Annotated in this window: 20 protein-coding genes; 17 read left to right on the top strand and 3 right to left on the bottom strand. The window is 54.1% G+C overall.

Annotation, left to right across the window (positions count from 1 at the left end; genetic code table 11):
• The first annotated feature begins 7 nt into the window (after positions 1-7).
• Positions 8-373 (top strand): TMEM199/VMA12 family protein, encoded by a 366-nt coding sequence (locus tag AC0KVN_RS04145; RefSeq protein WP_483655870.1) that lies wholly within the window; start codon positions 8-10, stop codon positions 371-373.
• A gap of 27 nt (positions 374-400) precedes the next feature.
• A complete protein-coding gene (locus AC0KVN_RS04140) occupies positions 401-1,180 on the top strand; it encodes a hypothetical protein (protein WP_483655869.1) in 780 nt (259 codons plus the stop codon).
• On the opposite strand, the gene AC0KVN_RS04135 is transcribed toward AC0KVN_RS04140, so the two are convergent.
• A complete protein-coding gene (locus tag AC0KVN_RS04135; protein ID WP_483655868.1) occupies positions 1,154-2,077 on the bottom strand; it encodes a hypothetical protein in 924 nt (307 codons plus the stop codon). The two genes, AC0KVN_RS04140 and AC0KVN_RS04135, sit on opposite strands and share 27 nt — an antisense overlap.
• A 121-nt stretch (positions 2,078-2,198) precedes the next feature.
• Here AC0KVN_RS04135 and AC0KVN_RS04130 point away from each other — a divergent pair, with 121 nt between their 5' ends.
• The 14 genes from AC0KVN_RS04130 (at position 2,199) to AC0KVN_RS04065 (ending at position 15,390) form a co-directional block, all read left to right on the top strand.
• Positions 2,199-2,624 (top strand): hypothetical protein, encoded by a 426-nt coding sequence (locus tag AC0KVN_RS04130; RefSeq protein WP_483655867.1) that lies wholly within the window; start codon positions 2,199-2,201, stop codon positions 2,622-2,624.
• A gap of 62 nt (positions 2,625-2,686) precedes the next feature.
• Positions 2,687-3,325, top strand: coding sequence for a deoxynucleotide monophosphate kinase family protein (locus AC0KVN_RS04125; protein WP_483655866.1), 639 nt, complete (start codon positions 2,687-2,689; stop codon positions 3,323-3,325).
• A 10-nt stretch (positions 3,326-3,335) separates the two neighbouring features.
• Positions 3,336-3,872: a hypothetical protein gene (locus AC0KVN_RS04120; protein ID WP_483655865.1), complete on the top strand. Its 537-nt coding sequence runs from the start codon at positions 3,336-3,338 to the stop codon at positions 3,870-3,872.
• Between the two features lie 150 nt (positions 3,873-4,022).
• Positions 4,023-6,872, top strand: coding sequence for a phage tail sheath C-terminal domain-containing protein (locus AC0KVN_RS04115; protein WP_483655864.1), 2,850 nt, complete (start codon positions 4,023-4,025; stop codon positions 6,870-6,872).
• 124 nt (positions 6,873-6,996) lie between these two features.
• Positions 6,997-7,572: a hypothetical protein gene (locus AC0KVN_RS04110; RefSeq protein ID WP_483655863.1), complete on the top strand. Its 576-nt coding sequence runs from the start codon at positions 6,997-6,999 to the stop codon at positions 7,570-7,572.
• Positions 7,573-7,578: 6 nt separating this feature from the next.
• A complete protein-coding gene (locus AC0KVN_RS04105) occupies positions 7,579-8,760 on the top strand; it encodes a hypothetical protein (RefSeq protein ID WP_483655862.1) in 1,182 nt (393 codons plus the stop codon).
• A 14-nt stretch (positions 8,761-8,774) separates the two neighbouring features.
• Positions 8,775-9,233, top strand: coding sequence for a TnsA endonuclease N-terminal domain-containing protein (locus tag AC0KVN_RS04100; RefSeq protein ID WP_483655861.1), 459 nt, complete (start codon positions 8,775-8,777; stop codon positions 9,231-9,233).
• On the top strand, positions 9,134-9,886 hold the full coding sequence (locus AC0KVN_RS04095) for a hypothetical protein (protein WP_483655860.1): 753 nt from the start codon (positions 9,134-9,136) through the stop codon (positions 9,884-9,886). Before AC0KVN_RS04100 ends, AC0KVN_RS04095 begins: the two co-directional genes overlap by 100 nt.
• 23 nt (positions 9,887-9,909) lie before the next feature.
• Positions 9,910-10,656, top strand: coding sequence for a hypothetical protein (locus tag AC0KVN_RS04090; RefSeq protein ID WP_483655859.1), 747 nt, complete (start codon positions 9,910-9,912; stop codon positions 10,654-10,656).
• Positions 10,656-11,300 carry a hypothetical protein gene (locus AC0KVN_RS04085; protein ID WP_483655858.1) on the top strand — a complete coding sequence of 215 codons (645 nt, stop codon included), beginning with the start codon at positions 10,656-10,658 and terminating at the stop codon, positions 11,298-11,300. The genes AC0KVN_RS04090 and AC0KVN_RS04085 overlap by 1 nt, the downstream gene beginning before the upstream one ends.
• Complete coding sequence (locus tag AC0KVN_RS04080; RefSeq protein WP_483655857.1) at positions 11,284-11,829, top strand: NUDIX domain-containing protein; 546 nt, start codon at positions 11,284-11,286, stop codon at positions 11,827-11,829. Before AC0KVN_RS04085 ends, AC0KVN_RS04080 begins: the two co-directional genes overlap by 17 nt.
• Positions 11,830-11,866: 37 nt before the next feature.
• Complete coding sequence (locus tag AC0KVN_RS04075) at positions 11,867-13,231, top strand: hypothetical protein (protein ID WP_483655856.1); 1,365 nt, start codon at positions 11,867-11,869, stop codon at positions 13,229-13,231.
• The gene (locus tag AC0KVN_RS04070; protein ID WP_483655855.1) at positions 13,197-14,666 is read left to right on the top strand and encodes a hypothetical protein; all 1,470 of its coding nucleotides are present in this window, start codon (positions 13,197-13,199) and stop codon (positions 14,664-14,666) included. The genes AC0KVN_RS04075 and AC0KVN_RS04070 overlap by 35 nt, the downstream gene beginning before the upstream one ends.
• On the top strand, positions 14,638-15,390 hold the full coding sequence (locus AC0KVN_RS04065) for a Hint domain-containing protein (protein WP_483655854.1): 753 nt from the start codon (positions 14,638-14,640) through the stop codon (positions 15,388-15,390). Before AC0KVN_RS04070 ends, AC0KVN_RS04065 begins: the two co-directional genes overlap by 29 nt.
• On the opposite strand, the gene AC0KVN_RS04060 is transcribed toward AC0KVN_RS04065, so the two are convergent.
• The gene (locus AC0KVN_RS04060; RefSeq protein WP_483655853.1) at positions 15,374-15,991 is read right to left on the bottom strand and encodes a class-II aminoacyl-tRNA synthetase family protein; all 618 of its coding nucleotides are present in this window, start codon (positions 15,989-15,991) and stop codon (positions 15,374-15,376) included. The two genes, AC0KVN_RS04065 and AC0KVN_RS04060, sit on opposite strands and share 17 nt — an antisense overlap.
• Positions 15,978-16,829: a nucleoside triphosphate pyrophosphohydrolase family protein gene (locus AC0KVN_RS04055; RefSeq protein ID WP_483655852.1), complete on the bottom strand. Its 852-nt coding sequence runs from the start codon at positions 16,827-16,829 to the stop codon at positions 15,978-15,980. Before AC0KVN_RS04055 ends, AC0KVN_RS04060 begins: the two co-directional genes overlap by 14 nt.
• Before the next feature lie 60 nt (positions 16,830-16,889).
• Between AC0KVN_RS04055 and AC0KVN_RS04050 the strand changes: the two genes are divergently transcribed.
• Positions 16,890-17,996, top strand: a complete 1,107-nt coding sequence (locus tag AC0KVN_RS04050) for a phage terminase large subunit family protein (RefSeq protein ID WP_483655851.1) — start codon at positions 16,890-16,892, stop codon at positions 17,994-17,996.
• The last annotated feature ends 87 nt before the right edge of the window (positions 17,997-18,083 follow it).

Genomic DNA, 18,083 nt, shown 5'->3' with positions numbered 1-18,083 from the left:
GAAGGCTATGCAGAAGATCGACCTCCCTCAGTGGCCACCGCGTGAGTGGCGTTCGTTTCTCGCCCTGATCGCCAGCGTTCTGGGATCGGTGGCGCTGACATTCTTTGCCGCATGGGTGGTCTGGATTATCTGGAAGGGCGCGTGGCCGGTCGAAACCGCCGCTACCCGCATCGACCTACTTGGTCGCGCGCTCACGATCTCCCTTGGTGGTTCCCTCGTCGTGCTGATTACGCTCGGGTTCGCCATCAACCGTCGTTCGATCAAGGTTTCGTCCAACGGGTTCGAGGCCATCGGCGGGGATGAGGATGAGACGCCCGCGCCGGTTGCGGCCGAGCCCGCAGCGGAAACCACTTCGGAAACGGAGCCTAAATAGTCCCGAACCCTAACAGGATGAAGGACCATGACCGACGCCGTATTGCCGCCCCAGCGGGCCAAGATGATCAAGGAAATCGAACTACGCCTTGGCGGCATGATGATCGATGTCGAACTTGAAGTGGATCATTACAATCTGGCGATCGACTATGCCGTGCAGCGGTATCGCCAGCGCTCCGGTCACGCGGTCGAGGAGAGCTTCGTCTTTATCGAAACGCAGCCCGATACAGCCATCTACACGCTCCCTCAGGAGGTTCAGGAGGTTCAGGTAGTCTACCGCTCCTCGATCGCTGGTGGCCTCGCAGGGGGCGCTGTAGACCCCTTTAGCCTTGCCTTCTCCAACTCGATGTATACCGCCGTCATGCCGGGTGGCATGGGTTTTGGTGGTGGTGGCGCAGGCTGGCTCGCTACCTATGATTTCGGGATGCAGAACCTCAAGACGATGGGCCGCATGTTCGGCCGCGACGTTCTGTTCCAGTTCAATCCCACGACGAAGAAACTGCACCTCCATCGCAAGATCAACTCGGGTGAGGAAGTGGTTCTGCATGTCTATAATGCTCAGCCGGAGGAAGTCCTGTTGCAGGACGTCTACGCTCGCCCGTGGCTGTCCTCCTACGCGATCGCTCAGGCCAAACTGATGCTGGGCGAAGCGCGTGCCCTTTACGGAAACCTCGCTGGTCCGCAGGGCGGCATTACCCTCAATGGCGACTCGATCAAATCCGAGGCGCAGGCTGAGATCGAAAAGCTCGATCTGGAGATTAAGGACGGCGTCGGTCAACGTTTAGGGTATGGATTCGTCATCGGATAAATTTTGTTCATGCATTTGGTAGTTGTGCCAAATCGATATCCCATGGGTTTCCAAATCCCATTCCCATATCCTACGAACCTCGATACCACATTCTAAGGCTTCGAGATCGTAGCGTCGATCAAGTGCTTTTTGACGCTTCTCTCGATGACGCTTTTCGTCTAGTTCCCATAAAATACCACCGACATACGCATCATAATGATGACCACCTTTACGCAACTGAAATTGCTCTTCTACATCTCCATAAGCTTCTATCAGCAGGCTAATCATTTTATGCTCATTATTACCTATTTTGATATCACCACGTTTTGATATGCGTTCACTCATAGCACGCGAAGCGGCCAACTTTCTCGAAGGATGATCAGGACCTCTTGTTTCCACACCTGCATCGCGAAAATTTTTCCAGATTACCCATTCGGAGCATGCGAAAATTTCAGAAAGTTTTGCCATTGAAAAACCAAAGTTGTATAGCGCGATGCAATGGTTCACCGGGATGCTGACTTTTTCATTGCGTGGTCTCAGCGGGGTTTTGGCTCCGACTAGGCGATCGGTTGCTACAGACACGGTTACACCAAGCAGAGAAGCCACTTCTCGCAGCGACATTCCACTCTCATATAAACGTGTTAGCTCGTCTATATCTACGTCAACATGCTTCCGTCGTTGATCGTATTGGTTGATCACAACACCACGACGCTTAAGATATTGGACGATGGTCGATGGGTTTAAATTATATTCCTCGGCTAGCGATGCCGTCGATAATCCATTCTCATATTTGCACTTCATTTCCTCAGCCTGATGTGGTGTTAATTTCAACCGCTTATGAGCCGATCTGGCATTGTAAACTTTAGGGTCTCTGCCTTGAACATTGTTGCGCTTTAGAACTTTGCGAACCGCCGACATGGACACTGAGCATTTCTGCGCAATGTCGGATATCACAACCCCTTCGCGATAAAATTGCAAAATCTGTGTCTCGACACATATAGGGGTTCTGCGCATATAACTATTTAATGGGTATGATTTGATGGCGAACGATTATGAAATTCTCTACGTCCTTCTCAGAACTGACATGGAAAGTCTAGTTGGGACTTCTGATAAAAGAAAAACCGGGTTGCCATGTGCCCAGACTGGGCACGCGGCCAACCAGATGGTTTATCAGGCTCGGCAAAAAAATGATGAAGTGCTCAATTCCCTTTTGAAACAATGGGAGGCCCAAACCGGCCACGGTTTTGGGACCGAAGTGGTTCTGGGGGCACATATCGCGGACATCAGGCAAATAGTTGATCTGGCAATTCTGAAAGGACACCATGCTGCGATGGTCCATGACCCGGAATATCCACTTCACGATGGTAAAACCCTTCACCTGATCCCGGTCGATACATGCGCCTATGTGTTCGGCCTGAAGTCCGAACTCCATGGGATTTTGTCGTCACTGCCGCTGATGGCATGATTAAAATGGACTTGTGTTAGTCCAGATCGATACTCTTCAGGGGAATTTGAGAGTTCCCCTGAATGAGTAATTTGATTGCGTTTGTTGGTTTCAAGTCGTGCGGCAAGGATACGGCCGCAAATTACCTGACAGAGAGCATGGGGTTCAAGGCGTTTGCCTTCGCCGATCCGATCAAGGATTGCTTGGCTTCCATATTCGTCTGGGATCGCGCTCTGCTCAATGGCGACACGGTCGAGAGCCGTGAATGGCGCGAAAAGGTGGACCCGTGGTGGGCGGCCAAGCTCGGTATCCCCAATTTCTCTCCTCGTTGGGCAATGACCCATTTCGGCACCGACCTGATGCGCAATCACTTCGATGACCGTATCTGGATTCTCAGCACCGATCGTCGTCTCGAAATGTTCGAGGGCGAGGACATCGCGATCAAGGATGGGCGCTTTCCCAATGAACTGGCGGCCGTGCGCGCGCGCGGCGGAATGATCGTGCGGATCAAGCGTGGCGATGATCCTTGGTGGTTCGATACCGCAGCAGCAGCCAATGCCGGGTGCGCACAGTCACTCGCTATCATGAAGTCGATGGATGACGTCCACGAGAGCGAATGGGCGTGGATCGGTCAGGATTTCGACGCCATATTGTCAAACGACGATACGATCGCTGCCCTGCATGACAAGGTCGCCAGCTTTGTAAGTGGCGTTTATGCCTGAGAGCATTTGCATGTCTGGTGGTGCTGTCGGGGCTGACACCATGTGGGGTGATGCGGCGCGCGCGGCCGGGCATACCGTGGTGCATTGGGAATATCGCGGCCATCGAAGCTCGGTCCCGGAGAATGAGCGCCATTTCCTGACGCAGGAACAGCTTCTCGAAGCCGATGAGCATCTTGTTGTTGCCAATCGGACGCTCAAGCGTCGTTGGCCTGTCATGAACCAGTTCGTGGCCAGCCTGCTTCGACGAAATTTCTATCAGGTCCGCTGGTCCTCGTCACTTTATGCCGTGTCTCGGTTTGAGCGTGGTCTCGTTGCGGGTGGCACGGCATGGGCGGTGCAGATGTTCCTCGACCGGTTTGAAGGGAAGGGCGCTCTACCCTGTTACGTTTTTGATCAGGGTTGCGGCGTGTGGACCGAATGGGACGGCGGTGGCTTTCTGGAGATGGATGGTGTCCCTCCCATTCCTGAAGGAATTTATGCCGCTGTCGGCACACGCGAAATGAAGCCGAACGGCATCGCTGCGATTTCTGAAGTATTCAGCCAATAGGGGCGAATTGCCACCTAATAGAAGCCTCTGACCTAAATACCCTCACAGACTAATAACGTCTTTGGGGGATAATAAAGGCCGTCCAAAACAGCCCTCGAAAACACCTCCAAGGCATAAATACACGAACGAGATTCTTGGAGGTTTTCTCTGATGGCTACATTGGTTTCGGCGGGCGTTGATGTTCAGATCATCAACGAGTCGTTTTACAACAGTGCTGGCGCTGGCACGGTTCCCCTTATTGTGATCGCTACGGCGGCCAACAAGGTTTCGCCGACCGGCTCTGGTGTTGCTCTTTACACAACGACCGCGATGAGCGGTAAGGTTTTTCCGGCAACTTCGCAGCGCGAAGTGCTTCAGGCTTATGGTACTCCGCTGTTCTACTCGTCGCAGGGTTCGTCTCTGCACGGCTATGAACTGAACGAGTATGGTCTGCATCAGGTATGGCAGGTCATGGGGGTCCAGAATTCGGCTCTCGTCCTGCGCGCAGATATCGACCTTGCCGCACTGGTTCCGTCGGACAGCGCCCCGGCTGGTGCCCCTGCAAATGGTCAGCACTGGTTCGACGTTGGTGCGTCCTCGTTCGGCGTCTATCGCTCGAACGGCAATGCCAATGTCGGCGCAGCTTGGGTCAGCGTCTCCCCGAAGATTGCGACCGCGACTGACGTCGATGGCACTTTCGCGCCGAAGGTCACCTTCGGAAACAATGGCGATTTCGTCATCGTTCCGCAGACCACCGGCAACCTCCTGTGGGAAAAGGTTTCTGGTGCTTGGGTCAAGGTTGGCTCGACGCAGTGGAAGGCAGCGCACCCCACCACCGTTTCCTCGATTGTCAGCCCGTCGGCTGTCACCGGCACGATCTCCATCAATGGCACCAGCCTGTCGGCGTTTAGCGCTGCCAACCTGACCAGCATTGTTGCTGCGATCACCACGGCTGCGATCCCCGGCATCACGGCCGCTGTTGTTGCCAATCAGTTGGTCATCACCAATTCGACCGGCGGCGACATCGTTCTGGCGAATGTCACCGGCACCGCTCTGGCCACTCTGGGTCTGACTGCTGGCACGAAGAAGGGCGTCAGCCTGACCTTCACCAACAATGCTTCGTTCCCGGCCGGTTCGGTCGCCAACGACATGTGGATCAAGATGACCGAGCCCGCCAAGGGCAGCAAGTTCGTCGTGAAGCGCTACAACAATGCGACCGCTCAGTGGGCGGTTCTGCCGGTTCCGGCCTATGCGTTCAACTCGGCTCTTGCCGATGGCGCTGCTGGCAAGGATACCGCCGCTCTGGCTGGCTTCTCCGCAAGCGTCGCCGCTGGCGATCTGTATGTCGGCTATGACGCTGCAACTGGCGCGCGCGAACTGCGTCGCTATGATGGTGCTGGCTTTGCGACCCTGTCGTATGAGGCGTCGAGCACTGCTCCTGTTTCGGACCCCGAAGCTGGCGCGCTGTGGTTCTCGACCGACTATCGCGTCGACGTGATGATCGGCAACGGTCAGAACTGGAAGGGTTACAAGAACAGCTTTGTCAACACCGACCCCAAGGGCGTGATCATCTCTGGTTCGGCTCCGAAGGCCCAGAGCGACGGCACCCCGCTGGTTAGCGACGACATCTGGCTCGATTCCAGCGATGAGGAAAACTACCCGGCTCTGCGTCGCTATGATGCGGTTTCTGGCAAGTGGCTCCTGATCGACAAGACCGACCAGACCACCCCGAATGGTATCGTGTTCGCCGATGCTCGTCAGGATTCTGGCGTTGCATTCACCGGTCAGGTTGCCACCGGCTACGACTATAACAGCGTCGAAGCCGACGACATGCTGGTTTCGGATTTCGTCGACCCCGACGCCCCGGATGCTCGCAACTATCCGGCCGGAACTCTGCTGTTCAACACTCGTTATGCGACCAACAACGTCAAGGAATGGCGTCCTGCTCATTTCGTCGACGGTGGTTTCGACCCGAATACCAACTATTCGGAAGTCAGCTACACCGTTGGTTCGAACGTGTTCACCTTCCCCAAGACCGATGCCGGTCGCTGGGTGACGGTCTCGGGCAACAAGATCGATGGTTCGCCGTATATGGGTCGCAAGGCTCAGCGCGCGATGATCGTCCGCTCGATGCAGGAAGCTGTTGCCAGCAACGACGATATTCGTGCTGAAAACGTCTACTACATGCTCGCCACCGCACCGGGTTATCCCGAACTGCTGGACGAACTGGCGACGCTGAACCGCGATCAGAGCGAAGTCTCGACCCTGATCACCGATATGCCTGCTCGCCTGTCGCCGACGGCTGCGATCGCATGGGCTCAGAACGCCAATATGGCTGCTGAGAACGGCGAAGACGGTCTGACGACTGCCTATGAATATGCTGCGGCATATTATGGCTGGGGCCTGTCGACCAACTATGATGGTTCGAACGTCGCCGTCCCGTCGAGTTCGCTGGCTATCCGCGCGTTCCTCTACAACGACCGTGTTGGCCAGCCTTGGTTCGCCCCGGCTGGTTTGCAGCGTGGTCTGGTCGATAACGCGACCTCCATCGGTTACATCTCGTCGGAGAATGAATTTGTTCCTGTGAACCTCAATGCCGGTCACCGTGACAATCTCTATCTGAACAAGATCAACCCGATCACGAACGAAAACAATGCGCTCTACGTCATGGGTCAGAAGACCCTTGCGGCTTCGGCAAGCGCACTTGATCGTGTGCAGGGCGTTCGTCTGGCCAACTATGTGAAGTATCACCTGAACAAGGATACCCGCAAGTTCCTGTTCGAGCAGAATGACTCGTCGACCCGCGAAACCGCAACCATCACGGTCAGCCGTTTCTTCAATGGTCTGATGTCGCTCCGCGCGATCGAAGACTATGCAGTTCTCTGTGACGAAACCAACAACACGCCTGATCGCCGTATGCGCCACGAACTGTGGATCGACGTGTGGATCAAGCCGATCGGCGCAGTAGAGTTCGTCTACATCCCGGTCCGTTTCCGCGATCTCGATTCCGATCTGGGATAACTCCAAGAAACGAAAACTAGAACGGGGTGGGAAACCACCCCGTTTCTTTTTGGCCAAAGGGCTAAAAGTCCAAATATAATTAGAATGCCTAAATAGATGAAAGCCATCTATTAGGAGTTCAAGGATGTCAACCCTTCAATACTATAGCGTTCCGCTGGACGGTCAGCGCGGTAATCTGATGATGCCGAAGCCGAAGAACCGTTTCCGCCTGCGCGTCTTCAACTTTGGTCCGGGCACCGGCGGCATCGACTTTACGCAGAACGTCGTGTCGATGACCATGCCCAGCCAAACCAACCCCGAACAGGCCATTCACAGCTACAACAGCACCGCTTATTATGGCGGCAAGCTGGAACTGGGAACGTTCACGGTCACTCTGCGCGACGACGTGTCGAACTCGGCTATGCGTCTGGTTTCCTACCAGCTTCAGAAGCAGACCAACCGTCTTCAGCAGACCACTGCTCTGTCCGCCGCCAGCTACAAGTTCGATATGAAGCTTGATGCGATGGATGGTGGTGACGGCATTTTGTCCACTTGGTGGTATGAAGGCTGTTTCCTTCAGGGCTATGAAGGCACCGACTGGGACTTCTCGTCCTCTGATCCGGCAACGATCCAGCTTACCATCCGTCCCGATAACGCGACGCTGGAAGGCGATCTGTTCCCGATCAACCCGGTTCTGAACGCGAGCACTTTCATCAACTGATCTTGAATGACTGGCACCCGCTCTGACCTCCTCAACCGTCCCGATGCCATGCTCGCCACTCCTAACAGTGCGAGCGTGGTATTGGGCGCTGACAGCATTAGACAGGTTCGTCCCAAGAACCTGTTCTATGTGCGTTTCACCCGCCCTCTGATCAGTACCAGCGGTCTATGGCGTGAGGAAGTCGGCTTCATATGCAAGGCGATCGAAAAGCCTGCCATTGAGCCTCAGACTGACGAAAAAAGCCAATATGGCAAAAAGCGCACCATTCACACGGGTATCAAATATAATCCGATCACGATCACGCTCTATGACACCACGGACAACCTCGCTGTCCAGATGTGGAATGAGTATGCGAAATACCATTTTGGTGCATTCAACCAGTCGAGCATTGACGCTTGGCAGGACGATATCATTGCCGAAGTGGTAAGCGGCGCAGAAACCGGCTTTGGTCTCAAATCGCGCCCGGCGGGTAGCAACGCTACCTCGTCGCTTAACTCCCAGTATTTCTTTGATTCCATTCAGATTTTCGATCTGTATGGCGGTCGTTTCACGCGCACCGATCTCATCCACCCGAAGATTTCTGCTTTCACGCCCGATCCAGTCGATTTCGAGGATAGCGCCCCTGCGACCATTCGCATGACCTTCTTCTTCGAGGGTGTTCTCTATGCGAACAATGGCGCACCCATGCCGCTATCATCGGATCAGGCCCTCTACTCGATCTTTGCGAACGAATTTTCGGGGCAGGTTCTGGACGTGGCGGCTACCTCCTCGTCGGCATCGATGAACACCGTAAACCGGGCCACCGATTTCCTCGACTCTCTCAACCTTCCCGGCAACGGGATCGTCAGCACGGTGATGCGCGAAACTGGCCTGAATGGAAACGCTGGTCGCCTCGTCGGTAAGGTCCTCAGCGGCGCAAGCGTGCTGAGCAAATATGGCAATTTCAGCTTCGGCTCTAAGGCTGCCGCCGCAACCACAGCGACGCAGAATGACGATTTCAGCGATGTCGTAGCTGGCGGATTTGTCCCACTGGCCTATCCCATCACCGACGACATTATCACCGCGCCTGCCGTCATGTATGAGACCCAGAGCAGTGATGGCATTTCGCTCACGTCGGAGGGCTATGCCTACACGAATGCATCTATGGATGGCACGGCTCAGATAGGTAAGAAGGGAACGTTCACCTGAAGCCTAAATAGGGGATGGCGAACAAGTTTCTGAAAGACGAATTCATCCCCAAGAACCCGCACAAATATGTCGGGCAGGGGAAGATCATTTACCGATCGGGTTGGGAGAAGAAAGTCATGGAGACTTTCGATATGCATCCCGACGTCATTTCGTGGGCATCAGAACCTTTTTCACTACCATATCGCCATCCGCTGACCGGTCGACACACCGTCTACGTGCCTGATTTTATCATCATGTATGCCGATGCCACCGGTCGCCAGCGTTGTGAAATGATCGAGGTGAAACCCTACAAGGAAGTTCCCGGAGTTCCGGTGACCGGTCGTGGGAAATCTGCCCAAAAGACCATTCTCACACAAAAAATCAACGAAGCAAAATGGGCCGCCGCGAGGGCGTTCTGTACCAAACGCGGTATCTATTTCCGCGTGATGACGGAGAACGAAATCTTCCTCTGGGGCACGAGAGGAAAGAAATGACTAAAGGAATTGAAAACACGCTAGGCCTGCGATCATTGGAGGAAGCGCTTGCGGCCTTTGGTGCCAAGACGCCTGCCGTAGACGAAATCGACGAACAGGCACCGTATGAAATGACCGTCGATCTCAATGATGATCTGGAACTGTTCGAGCAGGAGCATCATCTGGATTTGCCGGATGATTTCGACCAGAGAGTTGCGCTATCGGTGTCGACCAAGCGTCGCGAGGAACTCGCTGAAGATTTGCTGTCGGGAAAGGATAGCGAGGACAAGCTTGACTTCCTCTATGGGGAATTTCTCACCCACAGCCGCACCCTGACCGATCTGGCATTGGAGCTTGACCCGGCCCGCGCGCCGCGTGCGTTTGAAGTGGCGAACGCCTTCATCAAGCATGCGATGGACGCAGTGTCGACCAAGCGCGACAACCAACTCAAGACCATGAAGCTGATGCTTGATCAAAAGCGCATGGAACTGGAAGAGCGCAAGCTCAACAACGCGGCCAACAATGGCGGCGAAGGGGTCATTCAGGCGCAGGCGACCGTGATGGCTACCAGCACCGCTGACATGCTGCGCGACATGCACAAAGCGATGAAAGCCCAGCAGGAAGCCGATGAAGCGGCGATCGCTGCGCGGGCCGAAGCTGAGAAAAATGCATAAATAGAACAAATCAGGAGCCCGTGATGAAAAGAGATTTGAAGAGTTATTTGGCCATGGTCGAGCGGACCTATTTCTACCGCCTCAAGAGCATTTTGCCGCTTGGTGAGATTGAGGGCACTGAGGAAGAGCGCGTTGCGGCCGTCCGTCGCCTTGAGCGCATCGAGCAGGCTGTTGCCCGCTATAATCCTGTGAGCTTTGAGCCGGTTCGTCGCACGATGATCCAGCATCTCCCGTTGGATTTCGTCAATGTTCAGAACCGTGAGGTCTATATCCTCGACATGGTGCTTGCGCTCCCCGTCAGCCCTGTGGCGCTACGTATGGCTTGCAAGGTTGCAGCACGCATCCCTGATGAATTCATTGTGGTTCATGGCGAAGGCGATCCGCTGGAAACAGCGATGGGTGAGGCCGATGCCGTTGCCGACATGAAGCGCGAAGCGACCGAAAATGGGTGGGCTCCGGCCGCGCTTCTGGACGATTCCAAAAACAGCGAAGGCGAAACGGAAAGCGAAGGCTATTACGGTAATAAGGCCACCAGCCGCTTCCTCCAGTATCTGGAGCAGGTTCGGGAAAAGAACACTGGCTGTTCGGTGGAGACAGATGAGAGCTTCAACGCCGAAATCGCCGATGCCCCCAAAGTCGTCCCCAATGCTGAGGATATCGACTGCGACGATACCACGGAAACGGTCGTGCGCCGCACCTATCGTGACGCTGAGGGTAAACTCCACACCCTGAGCCGCAAGGTCACGAAGATCGGGCGGGGTGAAGCCTGATGTTCGACGTTCTCGACAAACTCTACAACCTCCTTCAGCGCAAGTCCGTGGCGCTGAGCGATGACGAGATCATCGCCCGCCCCCGCTTCAATCAGAAGGCCATGGAAGCCATGGGCACCTATCTGGGCGTGTCGGCTGAGGAAATCCCCAACCTGATCGATCAGCTTGCCGCTCGATTGGGCAATGAGGAAGAAGTCGTTTCCGAAGATGATGGCGGCGAGGTTCGCTACACTTGGGAGGACGATGCCCTTGGTAATGTGACTGTGCGCGACGGCGTCAGTGGAAAGGAAAAATATCTCAACGTGAAGGACGCGGGGAACCTTCTGGCCCAGATCGACAATAGCGCCGAGCCCGAGCAGTCAATTCTTGCCAAGGTGTTTGTCGAGAGCGTGATGGAGGCAGATGATGTCGAGGACAAGGAATTGTCCGCCGCCGAAATGTCCATGAGCGCGTCGACATTCAATTTCCCGTGGAAAGTAGGTTCCGAACATGGTTTTGGGACCGCTCGTTTCAACGGAATGGGGCGCTCATTCAAAGTGACTGTCATCAATATTCTTGATAAGAATGGCGATGAAATTCATCCTGCGGCGCATCTGAAAACCGCCATCGACGAGATTGCATATAACTATGTCCAAGAAGCCTGAAAATATCCGCGACTTTATCGACATCGTCGTAGAAGGGGAGGGGCAATATATTCCTCCCCCGGCCGAATATGAACGCGAGGATGAAGAGCATTATGATGCTCTGGACAAAACTGGCTTTTTCGGTGCGCAAGCTGCTGGGTGCGTTTTCCTCGCCAAGAGCACCGGCCGACTGCTTTTGATGCTTCGTTCAATGAGCGTCCTCCAGCCACACACTTGGGGTAATTGCGGCGGCGCGCACAAAAGCGATGAGCAACCTGCGCATGCAGCCGAGCGCGAGGGGCGTGAGGAAACCGGGTTTTCGAAGAGAATGGACATGGTTCCCCTGCTGGTCTTCACCAGTGGATCGTTCCGATACAGCAATTTCCTTGCCGTAATCGAAGATGAATTCGAGCCCGATCTTGGCTGGGAAGCAGAAGATCACGCATGGGTTGAATTCGGGGATTGGCCGCAGCCATTGCACTTTGGGATGGAGGCATTGTTCTCCGATCCTGCTTCGGTGAGCAAGATCAAGGGGTTCATCAACCGGTAACGGGCCGTCAAATCATTAAAGTCTGCCTAAATATTGGATGGCAGACAATAGTGCAATTAAACAGCCCGGTGCGGTAACAACTTATACGGAAGAAGAGCAGCTAGAATTTGCACGCTGCCTCTACGATCCGTTTCATTTTATCCGCCACCATGTAATGATTCAGCACCCTCTCAAGGGTGCTGTCCCCTTCGAACCGTTTGAATACCAAATCCGGCTTCTGAAGGCTTTTCATAATAACCGTTTCTCTATCGCCCTTACGGCCCGTCAGATGGGCAAGGCGCTCTATACAGGCACGTCGATCCTCACCACTACCGGGTTCACCACAATGGGCGAACTCAACGTCGGTGACGTGATTTTCGGCGCAGATGGTCGCCCAGCCACCATCACGTTCATCACCGACACGATGACCGATCATGAATGCTTTGCGGTCGAATTTACGCACGGTGAGACCATCGTCGCCGATGCGGAGCACATCTGGTCGATCGTCGATCATGGCGAAGATAAGCTGGTGACGACAGAGGAACTCATCCCTCTTTTCCGCAAACATAAACGTGGCGTCTACATCAAGCAGAGCGCGCCACTTGTCATTGAGGGAGAGAGCGATCGCGATACCTATGAACAGGGAAAACTGGTTGGCCAGCGCCGTGAAACGCTCAGCACGCAGGATGTCCTCCTTGCGGAATATCACCGCAGATCGCTGATCAGCGGCCTGATGGACGCCAATGGCTCCCTATCTGATGACAAGGGCGGCTGGGAATTCGTCCTTGAGGACCGGGATACGATCGATGCAATCCGCCTCCTGTTGAGCACCTTGGGCGTTCAGGCGAAGCGCCCTGAATTTGATGGCCGGGCCTATCGCTTGAGCTTCAACACCCACGCTCTGGTGCATGGTTCGGATGACATAGCTGACCGGCACATTTTTATCCGGTCGATTGAACCCGTCGACAGCGTGCCTGTGCGGTGCCTTCAGGTCGATAATGAGGACCATCTGTTCCTCTGCGGCAAAACCCTCATTCCCACCCATAACACGACCTGTGCAGCCGCCTATCTGCTGTGGAAGGCAATGTATGTCCCCGACACCACCATCCTCATTGTGGGTAACATCCTTGCTGCCGCGCAGGAAATCATGGAGCGTATCAAGTTCGGCTACGAGAACCTACCAGATCAGTTTCGAATGGCAGTCACCGAATATAATAAGCGATCGATCTCGTTTGATAATGGCTCACGCATCGTGTGTCGCGCCACTACCCCAAACGCTGGTCGTGGTCTTTCGGTTTCTCTGTTGTATTGTCTTTCTGGCGAAACTGAAGTAACAGTGAGAAGTAAAAAGACTGGAATTATCGAAAAGGTCTCACTTGAAAAGCTCTATGGACTTTGTGACAGCGCTGAAAGCGAAGGTTGACGATTTCGGTAACATGACAAATTTCGGGAGGCATTTAGCCTCCCGAAACCCTGAGTGGTTCGACAGAGTTATTACCGAGACCCCATGGCTCGATGCGAGCACGTCATTCAATGAACGTGTCTACCACCTCGTCCATGATATGACCTCCAGACCGTTGTGTCCGCTGAGCGATATCGAACTCAAGTTCATCAACTTTACCGAAGGCTATCCTAAGCATCGGATGGTCAAAGCGTCACAAGTCCTTGCAACCACACCGGTTACTAATGCAGACATCGTTTGGATCAAGGCGCATCCATCACCGTTGGATATGTTGACCGGTCGGTTCATGACAGAGGAACCGGCACTCTATCGCCGCATCATGGCCTCGCCACGAGATTTCGGAGATGCAGGGTTTTCTGAACGGCTCTATGCGATAATCAACGACATCGAAAAACGACCAGATCACGGTTATAGCTGTTTCAGCAAAGGATACGGGTCGGGTATTCGAAAATCTGTGGCCGACGCTGAAGTTATTCCGCTGGCGCAGAAAATCGGCAGAGACGATGCCGCCACGGGCTACGCCGTCAAACGCTATATCGATCGCAATCGGTCCCGAAATGCCCGTCTATACGATCTGCCCGATGATAGGGAGGGCATCGACTACCTCACCTGTCCGCTTCTCGGTGAGCGGATGTTGAACATCAAAAAGCCTTATGTAGAAGGCATTTTGATGATGTCGTGGGATGCGTTCCGGGAACGGTTTCCTGAACAGAAATTGACATGCAAGGGGCACACGAGTGTGATTTCTCATGGGCTGTCAATGGAGGACGCCAGTGGTATCTCACGACATGCCGCATCAGTAAAGAAAGCTACCGTAAGCCGCGCCGTGGTGGGCGAGGACGGTCTCACAGTTAATCAGCGGAAGGGGCGCAAAACGCGCGATGCGTTGATGCAGCGGGATGCGGACGGTATCTCTGGCTATCAGAAAATAGCAGAGGTTGCGCGGCCGAAGCAGGTAGAGACGTTGGCGGCAGAACACAAACGCGCGAAGAAAGAGCACGCTTCGGAGTGGAAGGCGTACCGGTATTTTGTCGATTGGCTGTCTCGCCGTCACAAAAATGAATTGCTTGATGGAAAGCCGACCGGTCGGATGGGAGCTATTGGGGCTTTTCAAATCGATCATGTATTCCCCGTTCTCAAGGGGTTCCATCTTGGGATTTCGCCTTGGGTTATTGCTTCCCGGTCTAATCTCGAAGCCGTGCCGTGGAAGGTGAATAGCGATAGGCGAACCAATCACGATCATAATCTTGGCCAACTCCTAAGTAGTTCCGGCTATACTGCTGATTTGTCAAAACAAGAGTTTCAGCAGTTTATGGAAATATATAATGAAGGAGTGAGGGGATCGATTAGTCTTCTCAAGCGATACAATGAACGGTTTGATCCAAAATTATACTGAAAACTCAGAATATGAAATCCTAACCCCGTTTGGGTGGCAAGATTTCAAGGGCGTAATTCACAACATCGGAGAGCGCAAAGGTCGCCGCATTACCACCGATCAGGGGGCGGTAGAGGCGACACTCGACCATCGATTTGTGTCCAACGGTGAACTCATTGCCGTAGAGGACATCGTTCCGGGAATGTGCCTTGACGGGCAAAATGGCCCACAACGAGTCGAAAGCACGGAGGAAATAAATCTCGCTGAAACTTTTGAGATTTTTGACTCGACAGACCATATCATATACGCTAATGGAATAAGCTCCCACCAATGCGACGAATTCGCGTTCGTGGCCCCCAATGCGGCGGGGCCTTTCTGGACGGCTATTCAGCCTACCCTGTCAACTGGCGGTGGTTGCATCATCACGTCCACGCCAAAGTCAGATACCGACCAGTTTGCCCAGATTTGGCGTGCGGCCATGGATAACAAGGATGAGTTTGGTAATCTGACTTCGGCTCATGGTCGGGGAAAGAATGACTTCTTCGCCATCAAGGTGCCATGGTCAGAGCATCCCGAGCGTGACGAGGAATGGGCCAAGCCTTTCCGTGAATCGCTTGGTGAAGCCAAATTCGCACAGGAAATGGAATGCTGTCATGCCGACACGGCCATCTGGCTCAAAAGTGGTGACCGAGAGTTCCCGGCCACCATGGGTGATCTCTTCCACACGCTCAAGATGGCTGCGTAAGCAATGCCTTCGTAAACCGTGGTTCGGCCAATGCCGTTCCATAAAACCATCGGAAATCGCGCCATTCGCGCACCCCGTAGGAACCGACTTCCACACCATTGATGAGGAGGTCGGTTCCTTCGACTGTGGGCTGGATATCGACTGTCACTTCAAAGCCTGAGCGCCGGGCGATGTCCGTCATGATTGCCGCATTCATCTTGGCAATTTTGTCGATCGCCTCGGGCATGGTGTCGATCGTCGAGAAAAGCTCGACCTTAGCGAATTCCTTCTGATGGAGGTGATCTTCCTCTTCATCCCGGAAACACGGGCTGAACGCACAATATCGCCCCTTATAGACCTGCGTGCTGTCTTGATCGATCTGCTCCAGAGCACCAGTGGTGAGCATTTCCACAAACGACTGTTCGGCCGATCCCACCAGACACAGATGGTCCCTCCCGGACATGTAGATATCACGCTTATCCAGCACACCATCTACTGCAAAGGGGAGGGTGGATCGAATGCTATGATGGGTCACGCGCCAAGGGACATCTACCGGCTCGAAGCCATATCCCTCCCAGAAATTCATCGCGGCCGATAGATGGCGAAGCTTAGCGGCGTCCATTACGGAAAGCCCTTTCGGTGATGTTGGCCATGGCTTCTAGGTCCCGGAATGTCAGGCCGGGATGTCGTTCGTCCATATAGGCACGGATTGCCCCATAGAGGTCTGACAGTTCGACGCTTTCCATGATGATCGAGCCCTGTTCATGAGCATCGAGCAATTCCTGCGCCTCTTCGATGATTTTACTTGGGCTACCAAGCACACCCTTGGTGATTTCCCGCAAATGGTAGCCGGGCTTGTGTTCCCGATCGTTCTGCGAGCCCATGGCAAGGCAGTCCTCGATATATTCCCACAGACGACCGACCGGAATGTCATTTCCGAATGGGCAGACGCGCGGACCATCAACCTGCTTCAGAACCATTGCACGGGGTCTGAAGGGTACATCGCAGTTACGTTGAAGGCGGGTAATGGCGAACCGCGCATGCGTGCGGTGGAAGGTGTCTCGATCGAGATAATATCGCTCACCGCGCGCCACAGGGATGAAGGCTAGGCTTTTGCGGTTACCACGCGCCTCCCAGATATCGCCGTCTCCCTTTTTGCACGACACAGATACCATCTCATACTGGCCACCGGAGTGCGGCTCGAACGAGAAAATTTCGTTGGTCAGTGCGCCAGCGACCAGCGTGGACCTGAAGCTGTAGCGGTGGTTATGCACCTCCTCATCGGGGACATCCGCCGTGAGATCAGGATGCCAGAAATGCATCCTGTTTACATAGTCGAGCTTCAACTGGATGAAACCCAGACCGAACCAGTGAGGCGTTTCTCCACGTCGCAATTCGTCGATCGTGGGTAGTCCATTTGGGTTCATGACATCAGAAATAGTGGGGAGAATGTTGTCCATGACCCTAGCGGTAACGACCGCGAGCGGCGCTGATCAATAAACTCCGCACTAAATATTCTCATGAAAGAATATGTTCCAAATAGCCTTGGGCTCCAGATCATGGGTGCCGGTGGCAAATATGTAGATTTTGCAGGGATTGCTCATATGGGCGATACCGCAATCTGGCAGGTAGAATTCAGCAATAACCGTAAACTGGAATGCTCTGGTGCGCATCGGCTCTTTGCCTATAATGGTCTCAAGACCGTCGATGAAGTGAAAGTTGGTGACCGGGTTGCGCGTGCGGACGGTCGTTTCACCAAGGTGAAGTCAGTTCGTAAAACCGATCGGGTTGAGCCGGTTTATGACATCATCGAAGCCAGCGATGGGCATCGCTACGTCAGCAATGGCGTGATGTCGAGCAATTGCAGCTTCGTGTCCGATGACGAAACGCTGATCAATCCGATGACGCTCTCATATGTGAAGGGACGGGCACCGGATTTCTTCGTCGATTCCTCGCGATGGTATATGGAGCCACTTCCAAACCATATCTATTTGGTGGCGCTTGACCCTTCGCTGGGCACCGAAAATGATGCCGCAGCGATCCAGATTTTCATGGTTCCGGGAATGCAGCAGGTCGCGGAATGGCAGAGCAACAAGACCAACCCTCGTGGGCAGATGCGCACCCTGATGCGAATGTTGCACTTCCTCGACGCAGAGCTTCGCAATCATCCCGATCAATATGGCGATCCGGAAATTTACTGGACGGTTGAGAATAACAGTCTGGGCGAGGCCAACCTTCTGGTCATCGACGAAATCGGCGAACAGAATTTCCCCGGCATCATGTTGCATGAGCCCCGCAAACGTGGACAGACGAAGCGCTTCCGCAAAGGCCTCACGACCGGCAAACATTCGAAAATTTCAGCCTGCGCCACGCTTAAGAACCTGTTTGAGGCGGGCAAGGTAGGGGTTTTCAGTGAAAACCTCGTGGTCGAGTTGAAAAACTATGTAAGGCGCGAACAGAGCTTTGCCGCCAAACCGGGTATGCATGACGATCTGGTCGCCGCATTGCTTTTGGTGGTCCGAATGATGCAGGGGGTGAGAGCGCAGGGCGTAGACCTCGGCGAGGATTTGTCTAACACGTTTTCTGAAGACGAGATTTTTGGCGCGCCGATGCCGATCATGTTCTGATACTTCGAATAAGCCATTGCCATATAGGAATTGTTCCCTTAAGCAACCAAGCGTCGGCCGGTGGTCGAGATTTGATAAAGCGATTTG

Source organism: Sphingobium sp. SG1, assembly GCF_057063145.1.
Note: the sequence above shows the minus strand (reverse complement) of the source record. Positions and strands in the feature narration are given on the sequence as shown.